The organism is Rhodococcus sp. 7Tela_A2 (assembly GCF_049311045.1).
Lineage (GTDB): Bacteria > Actinomycetota > Actinomycetes > Mycobacteriales > Mycobacteriaceae > Rhodococcus.
The window spans coordinates 1-22211 of sequence record NZ_JAXION010000049.1; the positions used below are offsets into that span (position 1 = coordinate 1).

A 22211-nucleotide genomic window follows, 5' to 3' on the forward strand; every position below is an offset into this window, starting at 1 on the left:
GCCCGGGGTGCTGGGGATTCGCGTATTGCGGCGGGGGAGTGATCTGCGCGGGTCCCGGATACTGCTGGTAACCCGGGTACTGCTGGGCCGGGTGCGGCGGCTGTCCCCAGCCGGGTCCGTTCCACGGGCCGCCGGGCCCGGGGTGCGTAGCCGTGTAGCGACCGGCGGTCATCGACAGGTACACCTGCTCGAGGTCGACACTTTCGACGGTCGTGCCGAAGAGGGTGACCTGTGATTCGGCGGCGAGCGTGGTGATCCGGTCGACCGAGAGGCCCACGACCGCCAGACGCCCGTCGGGCTGGACCTGCGCGTCGGTGTGCCCGGCCGCGGCGAGGGCGGTGGCGAGCCGGGCAGGGTCCGATGCGGCCACCAGGACCCGTGGCCGGTACGTCGCACGGAGTTCCTCCATGCTGCTCGCGGCCACGAGTGCTCCGTTGCTGATGATGACGAGATGGTCCGCCATCTGTTCGACCTCGCGCAGAATGTGGCTCGAGATCAGCACGGTCCCGCCGTTGCGGGCGTAGGAGACGAGGAAATCGCGCAGCCAGGCCATGCCCTCGGGATCGAGACCGTTGGCCGGTTCGTCGAGGACCAGATACCGCGGCTGCCCCAGCAGCGCGGTCGCGAGCGCGAGGCGCTGCCGCATGCCGAGCGAGAACTCACCGATACGGCGCTTCGCAGCGGGCGCCAGGCCGACCAGGTCGAGCATCTGGGTCGCGCGGGTGTCGGGAACCCCGATTGCCGCGCAGTACACGCGCAGGTGTGTCAGAGCCGTGTGTTTCGGGTGTGCGCTGCGCGCGTCGAGTACCGCGCCCACGATCTGTGCGGGGTGCTCGAGGTCTGCGAACGGGACACCGTCGACGAAAGCGGCTCCGGAGGTGGGGCGGATGAGGCCGAGCACCATGCCCAGCGTGGTCGTCTTACCGGAACCGTTGGGGCCGAGAAAACCGGTGACGGAACCGGGAGGAACCGTGAAACTCAGGTCGGCTACCGCGGTGTGAGTGCCGAACGCCTTGGTCAGTCCCTGGACGACGATCCCCGCGGGCGGCACAGACGGCTGCCCACCGAATCCTGCACCGCCGTACGGCGTGTGCGCTGACGGTGTTGTCACCGGTGAGAACCCCCTTGCACTCGGCCACGCGGCACCGTGCCACGAGCCTTCGTGAGCTTACGTGCAGGACCGCGACGACTCACGATGTCCGCATCACGGTTTCGCGCCGCGTGGGCCGTATCCGCGCTCGGTACAAGATAGGTTCCGGACGTGTACGCCGACGGCACGTCCACCGTCATGCCACGGGAGGCACCGTCCGGAGTTCGCTCCACGTCGCGGGCGGCGGGCCGAAGGCGTCGCGGGCGTTGGTGATGGTGCGCTTCCCGATCGCACGGTTGCCCGCGCCACCGATCGCGGCACCGATTCCGGCGGGGACCAGTTTGCCCAGCACCAGTGCGCTCCGTTTGGCGAGGTACTTGCGAACGAATCCCTTCACGAGCGAGTTGTTCACGACCTTCAACTGCTTGTTGTCGAGTTGGCCGGTGAGCGCTTTCGGCAAGTTCTTCATCGACGTGCCTGTGGCCGCCGCGACGATCTCCTTGCCGGTGTCGCCGAGCGCGACCGCCAGCACGAGTGCCCGTCGCTGTTCGTGGTCGTGAGGTTCGATGCCGTGTACGGCCGCGATCGCGAGGGTGAGCAGAGCCGACGCTTCGAGGAAGAAAATCGTCTCCGCACCCACCGCGCCGAGTGCCGCGACGGTGCCCACTCCGGGGAAGGCTGCGGTCGCGCCCACCGCGGATCCGCTGCCCGTGACGCCGAGCAGGAACTGCTTTTCGAGACGCGTGATGATCTGCGCGGGGGATTCGTCCGGATGCGCACGACGCAGGAGGTCGACGTACTTCGCAACTGCGGGTCCCTGCAGCTTGCTGCCGTTGTCGAGCAACCGCACGAGCATTTTCTCGACGGGTCCCGTGGTGTCCTTCATTCGGCTTCTGTCCTCTTTCCGGCGGGAGCTGGTTACGCTTGTCGAGTGACCGGCTCTTCTGGCGCAGTCGGGGTTTCCCAGGGTGCTCGGCAGCGGCCTGCGCCGCTGCTGAGACCGTTTGTGCGTTGGTACGAAGGATATCGGCTGGCGGGCTTTCCGCCCGGAATCCATCGCGGTATGCCGTCACCGGAAGTTACGGTAATTATCACGTTTGGCGAGCCGGTTGCCTTGCTTCCCGACGTCGGACCGCCCGACACATTCGACGCACTCGCGAGTGGTTTGTCGTCCGGGCCGGTGATCATCGCGCACACCGGATTCCAGCACGGAATCCAGTTGTCGCTCACGCCCGCCGGCGCCCGCGCCCTCCTCGGCGTACCTGCTGCCGCACTGGGGTCGTGGGCTGTCGATCTCGAGGACGTGCTGGGTGTGGACTATCGGGAATTGAACGACGGTCTGGCCGGCGCGCCGACGTGGCCGGAACGATTCGCGATTCTCGATCGCGTCCTCGCCAGACGCCTCATGGCGAGTGGCGAGGTGGGAATCGACAGCGCACTCTCGCAGGCGTGGCGGATGCTGGTGTCCGACCCCGGACGTCCGGTTCGGGCAGTGGCCGACGAACTCGGCTGGAGCCGTAGGCATCTCACCGGCCGGTTCGTCGCAGAATTCGGCCTGCCACCCAAGGAGGTCGCGCGGGTCGCGCGTTTTCACCGCTCACGAAGTCTGTTGCGTACCGCGGGACCACACCGCCTCGCAGATGTCGCCGCCGTGTGCGGCTACTACGACCAAGCCCACCTGGCCCGGGAGTGGCGCGACCTCGCGGGTGTGCCGCCGTCCCGCTGGCTGGCCGAGGAAGTGTTCCCAATCGTCCAAGACGAGTGAGCCACCGGCGCGAAGACTGGGGTCATGACAAACACATCGGAGACCACAGCAACCACGACAACCACCGGCAGCGGCCACGCCCCCGGAGTGTGGCCGTGCCTGTCCTACAGCGACGCACGGGCCGCGATCCGGTTCCTCGTCGACACCCTCGGATTCGCCGAAAGCGCCGTCTACGGGGAGGGGAACCGCGTCGACCACGCCGAACTGACGTGGCCGTACGGCGGCGGACTCATGCTCGGGTCCGTCAAGCGTGAGACCGAGTTGAGCCAGCACCCCGACGACGGCTCGGTGTATCTCGTCGTTCCCGAGGACTCCATAGCCGACGACCTGCACCGGAAGGTCGTCGACGCGGGGGCGACCATCACCGTCGGACTCCGTGACGAGGACTACGGATCACACGGGTTCACCTGCCGCGACCCGCACGGCGTGTACTTCAGCATCGGCACCTACCCCGGTCACGGATTCGGAGAGTGACGACGCGGCGCGTGGTCGGGAGGAACACTCTCGGCCACGCGCGGCGGCGGTGGCGGAGTGCCGTCGCCGAACGGCCTCCCGCCCAGGACGTCGCGTCCGTGCGGGCTGAGCCAATTCGCCAGATCGGGTCCCCGCGGAACGATCCGGCTCGGGTTGATATCGGTGTGCACCAGGTAGTAGTGCTGTTTGATCTGCACGAAATCGACGGTGTCGCCGAAACCGGGCGTCTGGAACAGGTCTCGGGCGTATCCCCACAACGCGGGAAACGCCGTGAGCGGATTCCGGTTGCACTTGAAGTGGCCGTGATAGACCGGATCGAAGCGCACCAGAGTCGTGAACAGCCGCACGTCGGCCTCGGTGATCGACTCGCCCACGAGGTAACGACGGGTGCCCAGTCGTTCCTCGAGCTGATCGAGTCGCGCGAACAGCCGGTCGAACGCCTGGTCGTACGACGCCTGCGAACCTGCGAACCCGCACCGGTACACGCCGTTGTTCACATCGCGGTACACGGCGTCGGACACCTCGTCGATCTCGTCCCGCAACCTCTCCGGATACAACTCGGGTGCACCGTCGCGGTGATACCGCGTCCACTCGGTGGAGAAGTCGAGCGTCATCTGCGCGTAGTCGTTGGTGACGACTTCGCCGGTCGGGACCTCGACGATCGCGGGAACGGTGATCCCCCGGTCGTACCCGGGGAACCGGGCGAAGTAGGCGTCCTGGAGCCGCGGGATGCCGAGTACCGGGTCGACACCGCCGGGATCGAGGTCGAAGGTCCAGCTGCGTTCGTCGTGTGTGGGACCGCACAAGCCGAGCGACAGCGCGTCTTCGAGCCCGAGCAGTCGCCGCACGATCACGGCGCGGTTCGCCCACGGGCACGCCCGTGCCGCGACGAGCCGGTAACGCCCGGGCTCGACGGGATAGCCGTCGCGGCCGTCGGCGGTGATGCGGGTGTCGATGTACCGGGTGTCACGGGTGAAGCCGGAACCCGGCTCGACGTAGGTGCCGCCGGTCTTCTTGTCTGATCCGCGGTTCTCGGCCACGGCGCACCTCGCTCTGTCTCGTGCCGACGCGTATTAGGGGTCGGCGGGTAGTCGCACGGTCATCTGTGTTCCCCATTCGGTGTACCCCGACACCGCAGCGAGTCCACGCGCGGCGGCGTTGCCCCGCCGCACACGGGACATGGGGATCAGGCCTGTGTCGAGCGCGTCGTGGGTCGCGAGCGTTGTCACCGTCGCGGCGAGTCCGATCCGCCGGTACTCGGGTGCGGAGATCACACGCACGTCGGCGAGCAGCGAATGCAGTTCGCGGTAGCCCGCTCCGGCGAGGGGCCGGCGATCGTCGTCGAGCAGAACGAACGATCGGCTCGGCCACGCGAGCGGCAGATCGGTTTCGGTCACGTCGTCGGGAGGGCAGTGGCGCAAGAGTTCGGCGAGGTCCTCGGCCTCGTGGGAGACGAGGGGGTCGCGTACGCGCGTCGCGTCCACCCAATCGGCGCACAGTCCCAGGTCCTCGATGCGTACCGCGCGCCCGCCGGTGGCGTCGCGTACCGCGGTCTCGTCGATTCGGTCGGGCGTGAGTTCCGCGATCGCCGACACGGCCGATTCGGGACCGACCACCGCGACGGCCTCGCCCACCCGCAGGATGCGAAGGGTGCGCGTCGTCGCGTCCACGCGCAGTACCGCACCCGGCGTGGTGAGTGCGTTGTCGGCGAGTCCGAGCGCACGGCACCATGCCAAGGTGGCGATGCTCGAGAGATGCGGGTCCACCGGGATACCGTAGACCTTCGAGGAGCGGAGGGGTTTTCGTGAGCGGTGTCACCGAGGGGAGCGGTACGGCCACACCGGAGGGGGCCGGCGGGCAATGGGCGGCCTTGGCCGCGCTGTGCCTCGGGTTCTTCATGATCCTGGTGGACAGCACCATCGTCGCCGTGGCGAACCCGGCAATCCTGCGTGCGTTCGACACCGACATCGACAGCGTCGTCTGGGTCACCAGCGCCTACCTGCTCGCGTATGCGGTGCCGCTACTGGTCACCGGACGCCTGGGTGATCGTTTCGGCCCCCGGCGGATGTACCTGGGCGGTCTCGTCGTGTTCACGGGAGCGTCGCTGTGGTGCGGCATGTCGTCGACGGTCGAGATGCTCATCGTGGCGCGCGTGTTCCAGGGGTTCGGCGCGGCGATGATGTCCCCGCAGACGATGACCGTGATCACCAGGATTTTTCCGCCCGACCGTCGTGGCAGTGCCATGGGGTTGTGGGGCGCGGTGGCAGGCATCGCGACGTTGGCGGGTCCCCTCGCCGGGGGCGTTCTGGTGGACACCCTGGGGTGGGAGTGGATCTTCTTCGTGAACGTCCCCGTCGGCATCGTCGGTTTCCTCCTCGCCGTACGGTATGTGCCGGTTCTGCCCACTCACGCCCACCGCCTCGACATTCCGGGCGTGATCCTGAGCGGACTGGGCTTGTTCTGTCTCGTGTTCGGCATCCAGGAAGCCAACTCGTACGACTGGTCCGCGCGGGTGTGGTTGCTGATCGGTGCCGGCATCGCGTTGCTGGTGGTGTTCGTCCGGTATCAGGCGGTCACCCGCGGCGAGCCACTCGTGCCGCTCGTGTTGTTCCGCGACCGAAATTTCTGCCTGGCGAACGTCGGGATCGCCTCGATCGGCTTCGCGATCACGTCCGTGATGCTGCCGTTCATGTTCTATGCGCAGGCGGTGCGGGGACTGAGCCCGACCGGCGCGGCAGTGCTCATGATTCCGATGGCGGTGTTGAGCGGGGTGCTCGCGCCGGGCGTGGGCCGTCTGGTCGACCGGGTGCATCCGAGGGTGATCGCGTCCGCCGGGTTCGCCCTCCTCGCCGTCGCGTTCGCGTGGCTGTCGCTGGTCATGACGCCGGACACGTCCAGTCTGCAGTTGTTGCTGCCGATCGGGCTGATGGGTGTCGCGAGCGCCGCTATCTGGTCGCCGTTGTCGGCGACCGCCACCAACCACCTCTCGCGGGACCTGGCCGGCGCGGGTTCCGGCGTGTACAACACCACCCGGCAGGTCGGGGCGGTGCTCGGCAGCGCGGCACTGGGATCGCTCATGGCAGCGCGACTGTCGGCGAACGGCTTGGGCAGTGGTGGTGCGTCCGAGATGGATGCCCTCGAGATGCCGGTCTCCTTGCACGAACCGTTCGCGGCGGCGATGGCCCAGTCCATGTGGCTGCCGACGGCAGTCCTGCTGGTGGGGCTCGTCGCGTCGCTGGCGTTCGAACGTCCGCGGAGCCAGCGACTGCGGCGCGAGGCGGGCGCGCAGACTGCAGCCGAGAGCGCCGCACTGTGACCCGGCGTGTGCGTTCTACGCCGCTTTGTCGTTCACGCCCCCCGAGTGTGACGCGCGCCATATAGTTCAACCACGCGCAGCCGTGGGAGGTGGCATGTCATTGGCGGTGGTGGAGATTCCCGCTGGGGCCGGGTGGTTGAGGGACGAGCGTGTCACGCGCCGTTCCGGAGGCATCCTCCAGTACGAAGGGCTCGAACCGTGCCTGGCGGAACTCCTCGACCGCAGTGCGCTCAGATTCTCGAACAATGTTGCGGCGGTTGATCGTTCGGGACACACCCTGACCTACCGCGAGCTGTGGTCGGCTGCCGCCAGGGTGGCGGGCGGGTTGCTCGACCAAGGTGTCGGACCGGCAGACCGGGTGGTCGTGGACTACTGCAACGGCTTCGAGTGGCTGCGAGCGTTTCTCGGCGTCGTACTCGCCGGTGCCGTACCCGTTCTGCCCGATCCGGCATGCAGCGAAGCCGAACTCGAGTGGATCGTGGCCGACAGCGGTGCGGTGCTCTGCCTCCAGGGCCCGCCGCCCGACGGCATCGCGTTCCTCGACGGCGGAGCGTCGCCGGACGAACTCGCACTGCTGTACTACGTGCGCAGATGGGGCGGAGGCATGCACGGGGTCGAACTGACCAACACCAACGTGCTGTCGACGATCGAAGCGGTTGCGCGCGCGATGAATCTGGCGGGGGAGAGTGCCCGCACGGTCATCACCGCGCCGCTGTCGACGTCGGTCGGGTGCAGCGTGCAGTTGCTGCCCACGCTGGCGTTCGGCGGCACGGTGGTCGCGTCGGGTTCGCGCGGAATCAGGGTGCCGTGGCGGCATCCTCGTGCGTCGTTCCCCTCCGCGCGATGCGTCCGCGGGTGGGGAGTGGCCGAGACGGGCGGCATCGGGCTGTTACTGCCGTCCGAGTACCGCACACAGCATCCCCGCAGTGTGGGCGTCCCGTTCGGGGGAATCGAGGTGGGTCTCCTCGGCCCCGGCGCCGAAAGCGGTGTCGGTGAGTTGCTGTGCCGCGGCCCCAGCGTCGCGAGACGCTATTGGAACGACCCGGTAGGGACGGCCGACACGTTCTCCGACGACGGGTGGTTCCGTACCGGCGACCAGGTGTACATCGACGACGAGGGGTTCGTCTATCCGGTGGCCGTGCGGGTGGCGTGAGCGGTGGGACACGGCATTCTCGCGACCGCCGGCGTCCGGTATACACCGGGTAACCGAATTCTCCGGCCGAGCGAGCGGGGACGGTCCGCACCCCACAACAGAAGGATGTTTTCATGTCCGACGAAGTCCTGCTCGAGCGTCGTGGCCGAGTCCTCGTCATCACCATCAACCGGCCCGACGCCCGAAACGCGGTCAACGCGGCGGTCAGTCGCGGTCTCGCCGACGCGGTCGACACCCTCGACGAGGACGCCGGACTCTCGGTCGGTGTGCTGACCGGCGCCGGCGGGAACTTCTGCGCCGGCATGGACCTCAAGGCATTCGTCGCGGGTGAGAACGTTGCGATCCCCGGCAAGGGACTCGGCTTCACCGAAGCCCCGCCCCGCAAGCCGCTCATCGCGGCAGTCGAAGGTTTCGCGCTCGCCGGCGGCACCGAACTGGTTCTCGCGACCGATCTGGTGGTCGCCGCGAAGAACGCGAAGTTCGGCATTCCCGAGGTCAAACGAGGTCTGGTCGCGGCAGGCGGTGGCCTGCTGCGACTTCCGTCCCGCATTCCGTACCAGAAGGCGATGGAACTGGCTCTGACCGGCGACTCCTTCACTGCGGAAGAAGCCCACGGCTTCGGTTTCGTCAACACCCTGACCGAGCCCGGCGCGGCACTCGACGGCGCTCTCGCGCTTGCCGAACGCATCACCGCCAACGGCCCGCTGGCGGTGGCGGTGACCAAGGAGATCATCGCCAAGTCGGTGGACTGGGCGTCGGACGAAGCGTTCTCGAAGCAGATGGAACTGGCCGCTCCCGTGTTCGTCTCCGAAGATGCGCGCGAAGGTGCGACGGCATTCGCGGAAAAGCGGCCACCCGTGTGGCAGGGCCGCTAGTGCCCTGAGCAGGGCCGGAAGAGCCGACAGAGAGGACACGCCCGTGACATCGAGAGACGATCTCGGCGATGTGGATCGGCACGCGTCGCCGGAAGATGCACTGGCCGAACTGCACGTGCACGTAGAGGGCACGCTCGAGCCGGAACTGATGCTCGAACTGGCCGAACGCAACCACGTGACGTTGCCGCACGGAGACGTCGACTACCTCCTGTCCGGGCACGAGTTCTCGGGGTTGCAGTCGTTTCTCGATCTGTACTACGCGAACATGGAGGTTCTCCGTACCGCCGAGGACTTCTCCGATCTCGCGCGCGGCTACCTTGCGCGCGCTGCACGCGCCGGGATCACCCACGCCGAGTTCTTCTTCGATCCGCAGGCGCATGTGGTGCGCGGAGTCCCGCTCGAGGACGTGGTGGAGGGACTGTCCGATGCCGTCGCGGTGTCCCGCCGGGAGTTCGGTGTCGACGCGGCCATGATCGCCTCGATCGTGCGCGACCATCCGGTACCGGACGCCCACGCGATGTTCGGCGAGCTGATGCGGCTTCAGGCCCCGATCGTCGCGCTCGGCCTCGATTCGGCGGAGGTCGGGTACCCGCCGTCACTCTTCGAAGACGTCTTCGCGCGCGCCCGGGCGGAGGGTTTGCACATCACTGTGCACGCCGGCGAAGAGGGGCCGCCCGAGTACGTGTGGCAGGCACTCGATCTGCTCGGGGCCGAACGCATCGACCACGGGATTCGTTCGCTGGAAGACCCTGCTCTCGTCGAGCGCCTCGTCGAGGAGCAGATCCCGCTCACCACCTGCCCGTTGTCGAACGTGAGGTTGCACGTCGTCGAGTCGCTGTCAGTGCACCCGTTGCACCGGATGCTCGATGCAGGCTTGGCGGTGACCATCAACTCCGATGATCCCGCGTACTTCGGCGGTTACGTCGACGACGTGTTCGCTGCCTTGCACGACGAGCTCGGTCTCACCGAAGAGGAGCGGAAGCTCCTCGCGCGCAATTCGATCCGAGCCGCGTTCACCTGAGCGCGGCGGCGCCGGTCATGCGCCGAGCACTCGGTCGAGATACGGATTGGCGAACATGCGGGCGGGGTCCACGCGATCGCGGACAGCCAGGAAATCGTCGAATCGTGGGTAGGCCGCACGCAGGTCGGCGGCGGCGCGTCCGTGCATCTTTCCCCAGTGCGGACGGCCGTCCACGGCACGCATGATCGACTCGACCGCATCGAAGTACGCGCGGTGATCGCGCCGGTGATACTGGTGCACTGCGACGTACGCGGTCTCGCGGCCGTACGCGGTCGACAACCAGACGTCGTCCCGTGCGGCGAAGCGCACCTCCACGGGGAACCCGATCCGGGTGCCGCTTGCCTCCAGCCAGGAGTCGATCTCGTGGAGCACCTCCGGCAGGGCCTCGACCGGGACGGCGTATTCCATCTCGCGGAAGCGGACCCGGCGCGGGGACGCGAACACCCGGTAGCTGCGGTCGACGAAGGTGCGGGCGGACAGGGCACGCGAGGCGATCCGGTTGAGCTGCGGGATGGCGCCGGGAGCGCGGGTGCCGACGTGCTGGAAAGCTCCGAAGACGCCGTTGGAGAGGACCTCGTCGTCGAGCAGTCCTCTGAACCGTCCGACCGGCTGGGTGGGCGCGGCGCCGTCGAGTCGGGTGTTGTGTTTGGTCAGCACACCGTCGGTGTGGGGAAACCAGTAGAACTCGAAGTGGTCCACGCCGGTCCGCAGCGACTCGATGTCTTCGAGTGTCTCGTGCAAGGACGACGGCGCTTCGTGTGCGCGCAACCGGAACGCCGGCACGCAGTCGAGGGTGACCGTTGCGAGGATGCCCAGTGCGCCGAGGCCCAGCCGTGCGGCTTCGAACAGCGCCGGGTCGTGCTCGGGTGAGCATTCCGCCACGCTTCCGTCGGCGAGGACGACGGTCAATCCCTGCACCGAAGCCGCGAGGCCCGTGAAACCCGTTCCGGTGCCGTGTGTTCCGGTCGAGATGGCGCCCGCGATGGTTTGGACGTCGATGTCGCCGAGGTTGGGTACCGCCAGTCCCATCTCCCACAGCATCGCACTCAGGTCGCGCAGGAGCGTGCCGGCGGACACGGTCACGAGGGCTCCGGTGGGGGTCTGTTCCGTCGAGAGGATCCCCGAGAGAGCGCCGAGCGACACCAGCGTGCCGTCGGTGACGGCGACGCCTGTGAACGAATGGCCCGCGCCCACCGCCTTGACGTGCTCGCCGCGCCGGGACGCGCGCGCAACCACGGCGACGAGGTCGTCGATCGTGCGGGGGGTGTCGAAACGCCGGGGTGACGCCGCTTCGGTCCGCGCCCAGTTGTGCCAGGTTGCCATCACACAATCATGATCTTGGACAAGCGTTCAGGTCAATAGCCACACCGGAGTGACGCCGGGATCTACGATCGGACCATGCTGAATCGGTTGCCCGCGGATGAGCGCCGGACACAACTCGTCGAGTCGGCGCTCGCGCTCGCCGAGCAGGGAGGAGTGGGCGCGGTGACCGTCCGTGCGGTCGCGGAGAAGGCCGGCGTATCCCTCGGCGTCGTGCACTACTGCTTCGAGAACAAGGAAGCGCTCGTCGTCGCGATGGCGGAAACGCTCATCGACCAGCTGGGAGAGGCCATGAACGCGGCCTTCGACATTCCCGACGACGTGCCCGGCCCGGAGGGGCTGGGCGGACTCCGTCAGCTTCTGCACGCGGGCCTCACCGCGATGTGGCCCGCTCTCGAGTTCACGGCCGGACGCCAGCTGCTCACCTACGAGATCACCGCGTACTCGTTGCGGCACCGGCCCGCCGGGATCGCGCCCACCGGTGCGGGTTCGCCCGTTGCGAGCGGCGACATCGCGGCACTGCAGTACCAGCGGATGGACGACCATGCCGGCCGCTTCCTGCTGGCGTGCGCCGACCGATCCGGCACCGAATGGATCGAACCCGTCCCGAGCCTCGCGCGACTTGCTCTGGCGTTACTCGACGGGCTTGTGCTCCGCTGGCTCGTCGATCAGGACGACGACGCGGTGACCATCGAACTGGACAACCTGGCGGAGATCATCGCCTCCCGCGCCATCGAACGACCGTGATCGACCCGACCGACGTTTCCGACCGACAACCGGATGGATGTGCCTTGCTCCACGCTGCCCTCGACCGACTCGACGCCGCCACCACCGAGCTCGATCCGCCTTTCGCCGCACTCGACCTGCAGACCCTGCGCGGCAATGCGCGGGACTTGGTCCGGCGTGCGGGAGGCACGCCCGTCCGGGTCGCGAGCAAATCGGTGCGGTGCCGCGCGGTCCTCGAGGAGGTTCTCGGCCCCGGACTGACGGAGCGTGAGGGATTTCGGGGGATCATGGCGTACTCCCTGCGGGAGGCGTTGTGGCTCGTGGAACAAGGAGCGCGCAACGTACTGATGGGCTACCCGACTGTCGACCGGGGTGCACTGGCCGAATTGGCTTCCCGCCCTGCCGCGCTCGACTCCATCACGCTGATGATCGACTCGGACGCGCACCTGAGCATCATCCGTAATGCCATGGGGGAGGCGTGTGTACGGCCACGGGTGTGCGTGGATGTCGACGCATCGCTTCGCCTCGGACCGGTGCACCTGGGGGTGCGGCGTTCGCCGCTGCGCACCCCGGACCAGGTGGCCGCGCTGGCGCGCCGTGCCGACTCCGCCGGCTTCGCCGTAGTCGGAGCGATGTTCTACGAAGCCCAGATCGCCGGTCTCCCGGACTCTTCGGCTCCGGTCCGCTGGGTCAAGCGCGCGTCCGCTGCCGAACTCGCCACCCGGCGCGGCGCCGTGGTCGACGCGGTGCGTGCCGTCGTCGGCGACCTCGAGATCGTCAACAGCGGTGGAACGGGTTCTCTCGAGGTCAGCTCCGCCGATGCGGTCGTCACCGAGGTCACCGCCGGATCGGGACTCTACGTCCCCACCCTGTTCGACCACTACCGGGCGTTCACGCCCCAGCCGTCGCTCTTCTTCGCGTTGCCCGCGGTGCGGAAACCCGCAGCGGCGATCACGACCTTGTTCGGCGGCGGGTACATCGCCTCGGGACCGGCCTCCACCTCGCGGGTGCCGCGCCCCGTGCGCCCTGCGGGACTGAGATTGCTCCGTAACGAGGGTGCCGGCGAGGTGCAGACACCGGTGACGGGTCGTGCGGCACGGGACATCCCGATCGGCGACCGGGTCTGGTTTCGGCACGCGAAGGCCGGTGAACTGTGTGAGCGTTTCGATCGGTTGTACGTTGTGGACGGCGAAACCCGCGTCGAGGTACCCACTTACCGTGGCGAGGGTCATTGCTGGTGAACGGCCGGCGGTGACCGGATGGAAGGATGCGCCCATGCCTTTCTTCCCGGGAAGCACCGGCCGGATGCATTGGCGGCACTGGTCCGTCGACGAACCCCGCGCCGGAGTGGTCTTCGCGCACGGGATGGGGCAGCACACCGGTCACTACCACCGATTCGCCGGAGGACTCGCCGCGCACGGCATCGCACTGTGGGGCCTCGATCTGGCAGGGCACGGATTGTCGGAAGGGCAACCGGGGCAGGTCGGAGACACAGCGGACCATGCCGCGGATCTCGCGACACTCACCGCTGTCGCCGAACCGAGTGGAGTGCCGCTCGTGCTCATGGGCCATTCGCTCGGCGCGGCGTCGTCTCTGGCACTTCTGCGCTCCGATGCCGCACGATTCCGCGGTGTGGTGCTGTGCGGCACCCCGCGCCGGGCTGCCGTTCCGGAGACCGCGGCTCTGCTCTCCGCGACCGGCCTGGCGGCCCTCGGACTACACGGCCTCGACGACAGGCTGGCTCCCGTCGGACCCGTGCGCGAGTGGGCCGCGTCGATCCCCTCCCTGCGGTGGCGGGACTTTGCCGATGCGGGGCACGACCTGCTGCACGAGCCGGGACACCGGCTCGTGACGGACGAGGTCGCCGGGTTCGTGCTCGAGGTGTCGTGAACGCGCCGGGCGGCGGCGTGCCCGATGGTGTGACCCAGCTGGTGTGAAACGCACTGTGGCCCCCCCCGGGGGGGGGGGGGGGGCCGGGTGGGGGCCCCCTGGGGGGGGGAACGGCAGGGGCCCCCCCGCGGGCGGGGCGCGGGGCACAGTGCGCAGTGTTGCTACGAAGCTGTCTCGATCAGTTGTAGATCGAGGCGATCTCCGAGCCGTGCTTCTCGTGGATGATGTTCCGCTTGAGCTTGAGCGTCGGCGTCAATTCGCCTGTCTCGATGCTGAAGTCGGTATCGAGAATCCGGTACTTCTTGATCGCTTCGGCCTTGGACACCTTCTTGTTGGTGTCGGCGACCGCAGTGTCGATCTCGGCGATCAGGTCCGCGTTCTTGATCAGGTCGGCGACGGGAGTCCCGGCCGGCAGGCTGTGGCGCTCGAGCCAGCCCGGCAGCGCCTCCTGATCGATGGTGATCAGTGCGCCGATGAAGGGCTTCGAATCACCGACGACGAGCACCTGGCTGATCAGCGGGTGCGCACGCAGCGAATCCTCGAGGATCGCCGGAGCGACGTTCTTGCCGCCCGCGGTGACGATGAGTTCCTTCTTGCGGCCCGTGATCGAGACGAAACCGTTCTCGTCGATCGCACCGATGTCGCCGGTGTGGAACCAGCCCTCGCGGATCGCGTCCTTGGTGGCTTCGTCGTTCTGCCAGTAGCCCTCGAAGACCTGGGGGCCCTTGAGCAGCAGTTCGCCGTCTTCGGCGATCTTCGCGGCGCAGCCGTTGAACGGCTTGCCGACACTGCCGATCTTCTGTGCGGCGGGGGTGTTCATGATGATGCCGCCGGTGGTCTCGGTCAGGCCGTAGCCCTCGAGCACGTTGACGCCGACTCCGCGGAAGAAGTGTCCGAGGCGCGCGCCCAGTGCGGCACCGCCGGCGACGGCCATGCTCGCCTTGCCGCCGAGAGCAGCACGCAGCTTGCCGTAGACGAGCCGGTCGAAGACCGCGTGCTTGATCTTCAGGCCCAGGCCCGGTCCGCCCGTCTCGAGCGCCTGGCTGTACTGGATCGCGACGTCGGAGGCCTTTTCGAAGATCTTGCCCTTGCCGCCGTCGTAGGCCTTCTGCTTCGCGGAGTTGTAGACCTTCTCGAAGACCCGGGGCACCGACAGGATGAAGTCGGGCTGGAACTCGGCGAACTTGTCGAGCAGGGTCGTCAGATCCGAGGTGTGCGCGACCGTCACCCGGCTGTCGAAGGCCGCGAACGAGATCAGACGTGCGAAGACGTGCGCGAGTGGCAGGAAGAGCAGCGTGCGACGGCCGGCTTGCATGCTCTCGGGCAGGGCGATGGCGCACGCCGTCGACTCGGCGTAGAGGTGACGATGCTTGAGCAGAACACCCTTGGGGCGGCCCGTCGTGCCCGAGGTGTAGATGAGGGTCGCGCCGGATTCCGCGACGACCTGAGCCCGGCGTTCCTCGACCTGCTCGTCGGTGATCGCCGCGCCGCGGGCGATGAGTTCCTCGACGGCGCTCTTGCCGCCGGAGCCGGGCTCGATCGTGAGCATTTCGCGAAGGGCGGGTGCGGCGTCGGCGACCTCGCGCACGACGTCGGCGTACTCGTCCTTCTCCACCACGAGAATCGAGGTGCCCGAGTCTTCGAGGATCCACTTGGACTGATCGGCGGCGGAGGTCTCGTAGATGGCCACCGTGACGCCACCCGCGGTCCAGATCGCGTAGTCCAGCAGGACCCACTCGTAGCGGGTCCCGGAGAGGATCGCGACGCGGTCACCGAACTCGACGCCCGAGGCCATCAGGCCCTTGGCGACACTGCGGACCTGGTCGGCGAACTCTCGTGCGGAGACCTTCACCCACTTGCCGTCCATGGGCCGCTCGAACGCTACGAACTCCGGGGATTCCTTCTCGTGCCGGAACACCGAATCGGCCATCGAGACGTTCTCCGGAATCGAGAACGACTGTGGTACGGCAATCTCACTCACTGCGACCCTCCATCTTTTTGAATCTGCGGTGTGCATTGCATCACAGTTCATTGGGATTTGCATCACCCGGGCGTCCGAATTGCGAATAATTTACAGTCCGATAAGCGTGATGTGCACAACACAACCTACCGCCGGGTAATGGGCACGATGCTACATGGTCGATGAGTTGCAGATCACAATCGAGTGCTGCGAAGGATCCGGACGGCCTCGTCGTCCTCGAGCTGATGGAAGTCGTCGTACGCGGCACCCACGCTGTTCGTATCGCGCGGAATCCACGGGCAGAGCACCTCGTCGGCGACCCGGGCAACCCGGCGGGCAGCCTCGGGGGAGGCGACGGGCACGGCCACGATCACGACGACGGCGCCGCTCGCACGCGCCGCCAGGCACGCCACCGCGACCGTGGCGCCGGTAGCCATCCCGTCGTCGACGATCAATGCGGTGCGGGCCGACAACTCGAGTCGCGCGTGCCCGGCGCGGAGCAGGGTGGCCCGCCGCTCGAGTTCCGTGCGCTCTCGCGCTTCGACTGCATCGATCGTGTCGTCGTCGATCCGGCTCACCCGGACGACGTCCTCGTTGAGGACGCGGAACCCGCCCTCCGCGATGGCTCCCATCGCAAGCTCGGGATGCCACGGCACCCCGAGTTTGCGCACCACCAGAACGTCGAGCGGTGCGCTCAGAGCGAGGGCGACTTCCCGCGCGACGGGGATCCCCCCGCGCGGCAGAGCCAGCACCACGGGATCCCGAGTGTCGCGCAGGTGCCTTGCCGCGCGGGCGAGCTTCCGCCCGGCGTCCTCTCGAGAGGCATACGGCACCTCTCCAGTATGGGCCGGACGGCACGTCGTGGACCGCGTGCCGCCCGGATCGGCTACCGCCCGGATCGGCTAAGTCAGGCGCCCGGAGAGATAGGCGTCGTAGGCGGGCAGGTCGAGCTGGCCGTGTCCGGACAGGCCGATCACGATGACCTCGGGCTCGGTGAGCCCCCGGGCGTAGTCGGCGGCTGCCGCGATCGCGTGGGACGCCTCGGGGGCGGGAACGATTCCCTCGTTCCGCGCGAACTCGACCGCGGCGGCGAAGGCGTCGGTCTGACGGACCGCGCGGCCTTCGACGTATCCGAGTTCGACGGTGTGGCTCAGCAGCGGCGCCATGCCGTGGTACCGGAGCCCACCCGCGTGGATCGGATCGGGAATGAAGTCCTGTCCGAGGGTGTGCATCTTCAGCAGCGGCGTCAGTCCGGCGATGTCGCCGTGGTCGTACCGGTACTCACCCTGCGTGATCGAGGGGCACGCGGTCGGCTCGACGGCCACGACACGCGTTCTCGCTCGACCGTGGATCACTTCCCGGATGAAGGGGAACGCCAGGCCGGCGAGGTTGGAACCGCCACCGGCACAGCCGAACACGACGTCGGCGTTGTCCTCGCCCGCTGCGCGTAGCTGTTCGACCGCTTCCAGCCCGATCACCGTCTGGTGGAGCACGACGTGGTTGAGCACGCTGCCGAGCGTGTACCGGGCGTGCGGGTCCTTCACCGCGACCTCGACGGCTTCGGACACGGCGATGCCGAGCGAGCCCGGGGTGTCGGGGTCCCGGGCGAGCACCGCACGCCCCGCCTCGGTCAATTCCGACGGGCTCGCGTGGACCGTGCCGCCGTAGGTCTCGATCAGGAAGCGCCGGTAGGGCTTGGAGTCGTACGAGGCGCGCACCTGCCACACCTCGAGGTCGATACCGAACTTGGCGCACGCGAACGCCAGTGCCGAGCCCCACTGCCCGGCGCCGGTCTCGGTGGTCAGCCGGGTGACCCCGTCGAGGGAGTTGTAGTAGGCCTGCGCGACGGCGGAGTTGACTTTGTGACTGCCTACAGGGCTGACCCCTTCGTACTTGACGTAGATGCGGGCCGGGGTCCCCAGTGCCTTCTCGAACGAGCGGGCGCGGATCAACGGCGTGGTGCGGTAGTTCGCATACGCCTCGCGGACGGGGTCCGGGATCGCGATGTCCGTCTCGGTGGACAACTCCTGTTCGATCAAGCCTGTCGCGAACAGTGGTGCGAGATCGTCGGCGGTCACCGGTTCGCGGGTGCCGGGATGCAGGTGTGGAGGAGGCGCGACGTCCAGATCTCCGGCGATGTTGTACCAGTGGGTGGGGATGGCCTGGGAGTCCGGCACAGCGGCGGTCCTCTCGTTGTCGGGGAAGGCGTGGTCGCGTGCCCTAAGGTGTGAGCGAACACGCCCTGGCAGGGAGGTGAAAGCACTCTCATAGCCGGGGTATGGCGCGGCAAGCCGCACCGATCCGATAAACTGCTGGTCAAATGAGTGAAATCGAAGACGCCCCCAACCAGGAGACCGCAGCTATCACGTTTGCCGATCTCGACATCGACCCCCGTGTGCTGCAGGCCCTTTCGGACGTGGGTTACGAGACCCCGTCGCCGATTCAGGCGGCGACCATACCACCACTGCTGGAGGGACGGGACGTCGTCGGTCTCGCTCAGACCGGCACCGGCAAGACTGCCGCATTCGCGGTGCCGATCCTCTCGCGGATCGACACCACGAAGAAGCGGCCGCAGGCGCTGGTCCTTGCGCCGACCCGCGAGCTTGCACTGCAGGTCGCGGAAGCTTTCGGCAAGTACTCCACACACATCCCCGGGCTGCATGTGCTGCCCATCTACGGCGGCCAGGCCTACGGCGTTCAGCTGGCCGGATTGCGCCGCGGCGCACAGGTCATCGTCGGTACCCCCGGACGTGTGATCGATCACCTTGCCAAGGGCACCCTCGACATCTCGGAACTCGAATACCTCGTCCTCGACGAGGCCGACGAGATGCTGACGATGGGCTTCCAGGAAGACGTCGAGCGGATCCTCGCCGACACCCCGGAGACCAAGCAGGTCGCGTTGTTCTCGGCGACCATGCCGGGCGCGATCCGCCGTCTGTCGAAGAAGTACCTGAAGGACCCGCAGGAAATCACCGTCAAGTCGAAGACGACGACCTCTGCGAACACCACCCAGCGCTGGGTGTCGGTATCCCATCAGCGCAAGCTCGACGCCCTCACCCGGATCCTCGAGGTCGAGTCGTTCGAGGCCATGATCATCTTCGTCCGCACGAAGCAGGCCACCGAGGATCTGGCAGAGAAGCTGCGCGCCCGTGGGTTCTCCGCCGCCGCGATCAACGGCGACATCGTGCAGGCGCAGCGTGAGCGCACCATCGGCCAGCTCAAGAGCGGTGCGCTCGACATCCTCGTGGCGACCGACGTCGCGGCACGTGGCCTCGACGTCGACCGCATCAGCCACGTGGTCAACTACGACATCCCGCACGACACCGAGTCGTACGTGCACCGCATCGGCCGTACCGGTCGCGCCGGACGCACCGGTGACGCGCTGCTGTTCGTGACCCCTCGTGAACGGCATCTCCTCAAGTCGATCGAGCGGGCCACCCGCCAGCCGGTCGCCGAAATGCAGTTGCCGAGCATCGACGATGTCAACGCGCAGCGTGTGTCGAAGTTCTACGACGCGATCACCGAGGCGCTCGCGTCCGAGAACCTCCAGTTGTTCCGCACCTTCATCGAGGACTACGAGCGCGAGCACGACGTACCGCTCGCGGACATCGCGGCCGCTCTGGCCCTGATGTCGCGCGACGGCGAGTCGTTCCTCCTGGAGCACGAGCCCGAACCCGTCGCCGCTCCGCGCCGTGAACGCGAGCCGCGCGAGCGCCCCGCGCGTCGATTCGACGACGGTCCGAAGGTCGGTCGCGACGGCCAGGAGATGGCTACCTACCGGATTTCGGTGGGCAAGCGGCACCGCGTGCAGCCGGGTGCGATCGTCGGTGCCATCGCCAACGAGGGTGGCCTCCGCCGCGGCGACTTCGGACACATCAGCATCCGCGCCGACCACAGCCTGGTGGAACTCCCGAAGGATCTGCCGGCGCAGACGCTCGACGCGCTGCGGGCAACCCGCATCTCGGGTGTGCTCATCCAGTTGCAGCCCGATTCGGGTGCACCCGGAGGCCGGCCGAGCAGCAACTACCGTGGTCGCGACGACCGCGGCGGCGACCGTCGAAGCGGTGGCGAGCGCCGCGGCAGCGGAGACTTCACCCACCGCAAGGATCGCGGCGACCGTCGCGAGCAGAGCGGCGGCGGATTCCGTGGCCGCGACTGACCGTCAGGTCACCACGTCGCACCGCTGAGCGTAGCGGCGGTCGCGCCGTCGATCGATTCACGAATGACGTCGGCATGACCCGCATGACGAGCCCACTCCTCGATCTGGTGTAGAGCAAGAAACCGGACGGTGAGTGGGCCGTCGTGTATCAGCCACCGGGCGATATCTGCCGGCAGGTCGACGACACGGTCGAGGTCGGGCTCGGCACGCAGCACCGCAGCGAACTGTTCGGCGACGGCGTCGAGTCGTGCGAGCCGGCCTGCCGCGCTGTCGGCGTCGTCGACCAGCCACGCCGACTGCCAGTCCTCGACGGGATCGCGGTCCGGGTTCACCGTGCCCGCGATCCGGTCGGCGGCAGCGGCGTGCCCTTGCACGAGATGGTTGTGCAGTGACGCGAGGCTGAGCGACGACGCGCTCGGCACAGAACGTGCCTGTTCCTCGGTCAGGTCCGACACCGCAGTGCGAAGCGCCGAGTACTGGTTGTCGAGCAGTGAGAGGATCAGTTCCGATTCGTTCGTAGTCATGACCCCAGTGTGGGAACCAACGCGGACGACTTCGGTCCTGAATCGGCAAACTGGGTTCGGTGGAGTTCTTCGTAGCGGCCCCCCGCCGCGAGGAGTTCGGCGTGGGTGCCGCGCTCGACGATTCGGCCGTCCTCGACCACCAGGATCTGGTCGGCGGCCCGGATGGTGGACAGTCTGTGCGCGATGACCACCGATGTCCGTCCCGCGAGTGCTTCGGTGAGTGCTTCCTGCACCGCGGCTTCGGACGTCGAGTCCAGGTGCGCGGTGGCCTCGTCGAGAATCACGACCTGCGGATGGGCGAGCAGCAGACGCGCAATGGTGAGCCGCTGGCGTTCGCCGCCGGACAGGCGGTAGCCCCGTTCGCCCACCACGGTGTCGAGTCCGTTGGGCAGTGACCCGATCAGGTCGGCCAGTCGCGCGCGGCGCAGGGCGTCGAACAGTTCGTCTTCGGTGGCGCCGGGCCGGGCGAGGAGCAGATTCGCTCGCACACTGTCGTGGAACAGATGTCCGTCCTGGGTCACCAGTCCCACGGTGCTGCGGATCGAATCCGTGCTCAGGTCGCGCACGTCGACCCCGCCCAGCGACACGGAGCCGGTGTCCACGTCGTAGAGACGCGGAATCAATTGTGCAACAGTCGATTTACCGGCACCGGACGATCCGACGAGGGCAACCATGTGCCCCGGCTCCACCCGGAACGACAGATCGTGCAGCACCGTCTCACCGCCGCGGGAATCGAGCACCGCGACTTCCTCGAGCGACGCGAGCGACACCTTGTCGGCAGAGGGATACGCGAAGCTCACGTCTCGGAACTCCACCGATACCGGGCCTTTGGGCACGTCGCGGGCGTCGGGGGACTGCTTGATGAGCGGTTCGAGATCGAGAATCTCGAAGACCCGCTCGAAGCTCACCATCGCGCTCATCACGTCCATGCGGGCACTGGCCAGCGCGGTGAGCGGGGCATAGAGGCGGGTGAGCAGCATGGCCATCGCGACCACCGACCCGGGGTCCAGTTGGTCGCGCAGCGCGTAGAAGCCGCCGAGCCCGTAGACGAGCGCGAGCGCGAGCGCGGACACCAGCGTCAGCGCCGTGACGAAGACGCTCTGGAGCATCGCGGTACGCACGCCGATGTTGCGCACCCGGCGCGCGCGGACGGCGAACTCGGTGGATTCCTGGGACGGCCGGCCGAACAGCTTGATCAACGTGGCGCCGGGCGCCGAGAACCGTTCGGTCATCTGGGTGTTCATCACCGAGTTGTGGTTCGCCGCTTCGCGGCTCAGTTGCGCGAGCCGAGTCCCCATGTGGCGGGCGGGCACGATGAAGATGGGGAGCAGCAGCAGTGCGAGCAGGGTGATCTGCCAGGAGATCCCGAGCATCACCACGAGGGTGATGACGAGGGTGACAAGGTTGCCGACCACCCCGGACAGGGTGTCGCTGAAGGCGCGCTGCGCGCCGATCACGTCGTTGTTCAGACGAGAGACGAGTGCGCCGGTGCGCGTGCGCGTGAAGAACGCGACGGGCATCCGCTGTACGTGGTCGAACACCGTGGTGCGCAGATCCAGGATCAGGTCTTCGCCGATGCTCGAGGACAACCACCGGTTGGCGATGCCGAGGCCGGCCTCGACGAGTGCGAGTGCGGCGATGATCACGGCGAGCCACACCACCACCGATACTGCGGCGTTGTCCACGATCGCATCGACCACGCGGCCGGCGAGGACCGGTGTCGCGACGCCGAGCGCGGCGATCGCGACGCTCAGGAGGAGGTAGATGGTGATGTTCCGCCGGTGCGGACCGGCGAACGCGGCGATCCGCTTCAGGGTGGCGCGCGAGAACGGGCGTCGATCGCTCTCTGCGTGCATCGCGTTGTACATCGCGTTCCACGCGGTGATTTCCATACTCATGGACGGGGCCTCCTCAGCTCGCACCCGACGGTAGAACCTC

Annotated in this window: 20 protein-coding genes; 10 read left to right on the forward strand and 10 right to left on the reverse strand. The window is 67.8% G+C overall.

Annotated elements, in window-relative coordinates; translation table 11 throughout:
* Both TVH25_RS11195 and TVH25_RS11200 read right to left on the reverse strand, forming a co-directional pair.
* The coding region (locus TVH25_RS11195) for an ABC transporter ATP-binding protein (protein WP_422424176.1) at positions 1–1111 on the reverse strand (1111 nt) is incomplete at its 3' end.
* A gap of 175 nt (positions 1112–1286) precedes the next feature.
* Positions 1287–1976, reverse strand: a complete 690-nt coding sequence (locus TVH25_RS11200) for a hypothetical protein (RefSeq protein ID WP_169621680.1) — start codon at positions 1974–1976, stop codon at positions 1287–1289.
* A gap of 45 nt (positions 1977–2021) precedes the next feature.
* On the opposite strand from TVH25_RS11200, the gene TVH25_RS11205 reads away from it, so the two are divergent.
* Both TVH25_RS11205 and TVH25_RS11210 read left to right on the forward strand, forming a co-directional pair.
* Positions 2022–2855 carry a helix-turn-helix domain-containing protein gene (locus tag TVH25_RS11205; RefSeq protein WP_422424178.1) on the forward strand — a complete coding sequence of 278 codons (834 nt, stop codon included), beginning with the start codon at positions 2022–2024 and terminating at the stop codon, positions 2853–2855.
* 24 nt (positions 2856–2879) lie between these two features.
* A complete protein-coding gene (locus TVH25_RS11210) occupies positions 2880–3329 on the forward strand; it encodes a VOC family protein (protein WP_422424180.1) in 450 nt (149 codons plus the stop codon).
* Here TVH25_RS11210 and TVH25_RS11215 read toward each other — a convergent pair.
* Entirely contained in the window at positions 3311–4369 is a 1059-nt protein-coding gene (locus TVH25_RS11215) for a glutathione S-transferase family protein (RefSeq protein WP_169621683.1), read from the reverse strand. The genes TVH25_RS11210 and TVH25_RS11215 overlap by 19 nt on opposite strands.
* Before the next feature lie 33 nt (positions 4370–4402).
* Positions 4403–5095, reverse strand: a complete 693-nt coding sequence (locus TVH25_RS11220) for a GNAT family N-acetyltransferase (protein WP_169652629.1) — start codon at positions 5093–5095, stop codon at positions 4403–4405.
* A gap of 38 nt (positions 5096–5133) precedes the next feature.
* Here TVH25_RS11220 and TVH25_RS11225 point away from each other — a divergent pair, with 38 nt between their 5' ends.
* The 4 genes from TVH25_RS11225 to TVH25_RS11240 all read left to right on the forward strand — a co-directional run bounded on the left by TVH25_RS11225 (position 5134) and on the right by TVH25_RS11240 (position 9694).
* Positions 5134–6645: an MFS transporter gene (locus tag TVH25_RS11225; protein ID WP_296548904.1), complete on the forward strand. Its 1512-nt coding sequence runs from the start codon at positions 5134–5136 to the stop codon at positions 6643–6645.
* 94 nt (positions 6646–6739) lie between these two features.
* Entirely contained in the window at positions 6740–7798 is a 1059-nt protein-coding gene (locus TVH25_RS11230) for a class I adenylate-forming enzyme family protein (protein WP_422424181.1), read from the forward strand.
* Positions 7799–7911: 113 nt separating this feature from the next.
* Complete coding sequence (locus TVH25_RS11235) at positions 7912–8673, forward strand: crotonase/enoyl-CoA hydratase family protein (RefSeq protein WP_296548908.1); 762 nt, start codon at positions 7912–7914, stop codon at positions 8671–8673.
* A 43-nt stretch (positions 8674–8716) separates the two neighbouring features.
* Positions 8717–9694 carry an adenosine deaminase gene (locus tag TVH25_RS11240; RefSeq protein WP_422424182.1) on the forward strand — a complete coding sequence of 326 codons (978 nt, stop codon included), beginning with the start codon at positions 8717–8719 and terminating at the stop codon, positions 9692–9694.
* Positions 9695–9709: 15 nt separating this feature from the next.
* Here the strand turns inward: TVH25_RS11240 and TVH25_RS11245 are convergent, their stop codons facing one another.
* On the reverse strand, positions 9710–11017 hold the full coding sequence (locus TVH25_RS11245; RefSeq protein ID WP_422424183.1) for a D-arabinono-1,4-lactone oxidase: 1308 nt from the start codon (positions 11015–11017) through the stop codon (positions 9710–9712).
* A 75-nt stretch (positions 11018–11092) separates the two neighbouring features.
* Here TVH25_RS11245 and TVH25_RS11250 point away from each other — a divergent pair, with 75 nt between their 5' ends.
* Genes TVH25_RS11250 through TVH25_RS11260 form a run of 3 tightly spaced genes read left to right on the forward strand, consistent with a single transcriptional unit; the run spans position 11093 to position 13630 of the window.
* Complete coding sequence (locus TVH25_RS11250) at positions 11093–11761, forward strand: TetR/AcrR family transcriptional regulator (RefSeq protein ID WP_169652632.1); 669 nt, start codon at positions 11093–11095, stop codon at positions 11759–11761.
* A gap of 44 nt (positions 11762–11805) precedes the next feature.
* On the forward strand, positions 11806–12981 hold the full coding sequence (locus TVH25_RS11255) for an amino acid deaminase/aldolase (protein WP_422424184.1): 1176 nt from the start codon (positions 11806–11808) through the stop codon (positions 12979–12981).
* Between the two features lie 34 nt (positions 12982–13015).
* On the forward strand, positions 13016–13630 hold the full coding sequence (locus TVH25_RS11260) for an alpha/beta hydrolase (protein ID WP_296548916.1): 615 nt from the start codon (positions 13016–13018) through the stop codon (positions 13628–13630).
* A gap of 178 nt (positions 13631–13808) precedes the next feature.
* Here the strand turns inward: TVH25_RS11260 and TVH25_RS11265 are convergent, their stop codons facing one another.
* The 3 genes from TVH25_RS11265 to TVH25_RS11275 all read right to left on the reverse strand — a co-directional run bounded on the left by TVH25_RS11265 (position 13809) and on the right by TVH25_RS11275 (position 17767).
* Complete coding sequence (locus tag TVH25_RS11265) at positions 13809–15611, reverse strand: AMP-dependent synthetase/ligase (protein WP_296548918.1); 1803 nt, start codon at positions 15609–15611, stop codon at positions 13809–13811.
* 173 nt (positions 15612–15784) lie between these two features.
* Positions 15785–16423 carry a phosphoribosyltransferase gene (locus TVH25_RS11270; RefSeq protein ID WP_169652636.1) on the reverse strand — a complete coding sequence of 213 codons (639 nt, stop codon included), beginning with the start codon at positions 16421–16423 and terminating at the stop codon, positions 15785–15787.
* Between the two features lie 69 nt (positions 16424–16492).
* A complete protein-coding gene (locus TVH25_RS11275; RefSeq protein WP_169652637.1) occupies positions 16493–17767 on the reverse strand; it encodes a TrpB-like pyridoxal phosphate-dependent enzyme in 1275 nt (424 codons plus the stop codon).
* Positions 17768–17910: 143 nt separating this feature from the next.
* Here TVH25_RS11275 and TVH25_RS11280 point away from each other — a divergent pair, with 143 nt between their 5' ends.
* Entirely contained in the window at positions 17911–19749 is a 1839-nt protein-coding gene (locus TVH25_RS11280; RefSeq protein WP_169621695.1) for a DEAD/DEAH box helicase, read from the forward strand.
* An 8-nt stretch (positions 19750–19757) separates the two neighbouring features.
* Here TVH25_RS11280 and TVH25_RS11285 read toward each other — a convergent pair whose 3' ends face one another.
* Positions 19758–20273, reverse strand: coding sequence for a DUF664 domain-containing protein (locus tag TVH25_RS11285; RefSeq protein ID WP_422424185.1), 516 nt, complete (start codon positions 20271–20273; stop codon positions 19758–19760).
* Positions 20270–22171 (reverse strand): ABC transporter ATP-binding protein, encoded by a 1902-nt coding sequence (locus TVH25_RS11290; protein ID WP_169652639.1) that lies wholly within the window; start codon positions 22169–22171, stop codon positions 20270–20272. Before TVH25_RS11290 ends, TVH25_RS11285 begins: the two co-directional genes overlap by 4 nt.
* Positions 22172–22211: the final 40 nt, after the last annotated feature.